This is a genomic window from Hymenobacter coccineus (assembly GCF_001816125.1).
Taxonomy (GTDB): Bacteria; Bacteroidota; Bacteroidia; order Cytophagales; family Hymenobacteraceae; genus Hymenobacter; species Hymenobacter coccineus.
In genome coordinates this window covers 1-2,109 of the sequence record NZ_MDZA01000247.1, presented here as the reverse complement: position 1 = coordinate 2,109, position 2,109 = coordinate 1, and the positions used below count along the sequence as shown (strand labels likewise).

3 protein-coding genes and 1 riboswitch are annotated in these 2,109 nt (G+C 65.2%); of the genes, 2 read left to right on the top strand and 1 reads right to left on the bottom strand.

Going from position 1 to position 2,109, the window contains the following annotated elements; translation table 11 throughout:
- The first annotated feature begins 101 nt into the window (after window positions 1-101).
- Window positions 102-299, top strand: a complete 198-nt coding sequence (locus tag BEN49_RS14345) for a hypothetical protein (protein ID WP_068235747.1) — start codon at window positions 102-104, stop codon at window positions 297-299.
- A gap of 180 nt (window positions 300-479) precedes the next feature.
- On the opposite strand, the gene BEN49_RS14340 is transcribed toward BEN49_RS14345, so the two are convergent.
- Window positions 480-1,022 (bottom strand): carboxymuconolactone decarboxylase family protein, encoded by a 543-nt coding sequence (locus BEN49_RS14340; protein ID WP_070744508.1) that lies wholly within the window; start codon window positions 1,020-1,022, stop codon window positions 480-482.
- A 385-nt stretch (window positions 1,023-1,407) separates the two neighbouring features.
- A riboswitch (SAM riboswitch) is annotated at window positions 1,408-1,501 on the bottom strand.
- 116 nt (window positions 1,502-1,617) lie between these two features.
- Here BEN49_RS14340 and BEN49_RS26980 point away from each other — a divergent pair.
- Window positions 1,618-2,109, top strand: a 492-nt coding sequence (locus BEN49_RS26980; protein ID WP_141765675.1) for a glycosyltransferase family 9 protein, incomplete at its 3' end; no start/stop codon positions are given.

The window sequence follows — 2,109 nt, the reverse complement described above, 5'->3', positions numbered from 1 at the left end:
GGCGGGCGGGCCTGGGGGCCCCCGGCGCGGGGCGTTCCGGCGGCGGGCCGTAAGTTGCCGCTGCAAACGGCCCCGTCCCCAGCCGCTAACCATTGCAGCCCATGAAAAAATTCGCCCTACCGCTGGTGCTAAACTCGCTGTTTATGCTGTTCGCGCTGCGCGGTTTTCTGCACGCCCTGGCCACACACGAGCCCTGGCGCATCGCCACGTCGTCGGCAGGCTTCGCCATTGCGGTGGGGCTGGCGGTGGCGCTGGGCCTGGCCATCAGGAAGAATGCTGCGGCCGACAAGGCGGCTTAAAAGTATCCGAATAGACGAGAAATTTGTCCTTCCGACGAAGGAGGAATCTGAGTGAAATCGGTCAAAGACGGCCCCCAGATTCCTCCTTCGTCGGAAGGACAACCTACTGAGGGGCCAGCAACGCAACAAGGCGCTTCCCCAGCCGGGGAAGCGCCTTGTTTTACTTTAACCTGCTGGTGCTTACGCCTCTTGCTCCTGCAAAGCGGGCCAGTCGATGGGCACTTGGGCGATGTGCTGCACGTAGTTGTTGAACGTGTTGAGGGCCACGAAGCCAATGAGCTCGACCAGGGCGGCCTTGCTGTAGCCGGCGGCGAAGAAGCGGTCGAGGCTGGCGGGCGCGGGGCGGCCGTTGCTGGCTACTACGTCGAGGGTGAGGGCGGCCACGGCGTCGAGCTTGGCATCGCCGGTGCTGGCGGTGCGCACGCCGCGGGTTTCGGCTTCGCTCAGGCCCTGGAGCTGGCCCACCGTTGTGTGGGCGGCGATGCAGTAGTCGCAGGCGTTGGCTTCGGAGGCGGCGAGGTAGATGGTTTCAATTTCGCGGCCGTCGAGCTCGCCCTTGGCTAGGGCCGCGCCGAAGCCGATGGAGCCGTTGAGGGCCGCTGGCGAGTGGGCGAAGGTGGCGTAGAGGTTGGGCACGAAGCCCAGTTTGCCGTGCAGGCCGTCGTAGGTGGGCTGGGCGGCGGCGGGGGCTTGGGCGCGGGGCAGTACTTCGAGGTGGGGCATGGGGTAATGTGATGATGTGAGAATGCGGAGATATGAAAATGAATGGGGTGAGATAGTTGGTCCTTTTTGCTGCATTTTCCTTCGCCCACAAGTAGTTGTCCCAAGGTTTCTGGCAGGTTTGCTCGGCGCACCAACGCGCACCGGCCAGCCCGGTGAACCGGACGCATCAACTACCCACAAGCAAGAAAAAAGGACCGCCAGACGGGGCGCCGCTAGCGGCGGCACCGGGGGCGCGGCCCGCGGGCCCGCGCCAGGAGCCGGGGAAAGTTGAGCGGCCTCAACAACCCCGGCCGGGCATCATCGCGCTCCAACACCGCCGGGCCGAAGCCAGGGCAGCGCGCAGAAAGGTGCCGGATGGGAGGAAAAGGGGGCGCATGGCAATTCGTTTTTATATGGTCAGGAATTGGCACCGTGCCAGCGGGTAGCTGGGGGTTGCCGGCGGTTCGTCGAGCCTGTCTCTCCGCGCCTCTTTATAAAAACAATCCTTTCAGAAAGAACTGCTGTGCCAAATGTAAAGCAGCGGTTGGAAGTTTTCCAAATTGAAGTATTGGGTAAAGGCCGGGCAAGCCCTAGTTTTGCCCCCTTACCCCCCGCCATGCCCCAGCCCAATCCGCCCATCCTGCTCATCCAAACGGCGTTCATCGGCGACGTGATTCTGGCCACGGCCGTGGTAGAATACTTGGCCCAGCACGAGCCCGCCACGCCTGTGGACGTGCTGGTGCGGCGCGGCAACGAGGCCTTGCTCCAGGGCCACCCGCACATCCGGCAGGTCCTCATCTGGGACAAGAAGCACGGCAAGTACGCCGCCCTGTGGCAGCTGTTGCAGCGGGTGCGGGCCGGTGGCTACGGGCGCGTCGTCACGCTGCAACGCTACGCCAGCACGGGGTTCCTCACGGCGTTTTCGGGGCCCCGAGCGGGTGGGGTTTGCCGAGAACCCGTTCAGCCGCTGGTTCACGCGGCGCGTGCCCCACGTCATCGGCAACGGCACCCACGAAGTGCAGCGCAACCTGGCCCTGGTGGCCCCCTCGCGCAGCACCAACCCCGCGGCACCAGCGCCGGGGCCCGCCCGGCCGGCCTGCCCGCCGTA

What these genes read in the sequence shown, in the direction of transcription:
- BEN49_RS14340 (WP_070744508.1), bottom strand. Translation starts at nt 1,022, where the DNA reads ATGCCCCACCTCGAAGTACTGCCCCGCGCCCAAGCCCCCGCCGCCGCC.
- BEN49_RS14345 (WP_068235747.1), top strand. Translation starts at nt 102, where the DNA reads ATGAAAAAATTCGCCCTACCGCTGGTGCTAAACTCGCTGTTTATGCTG.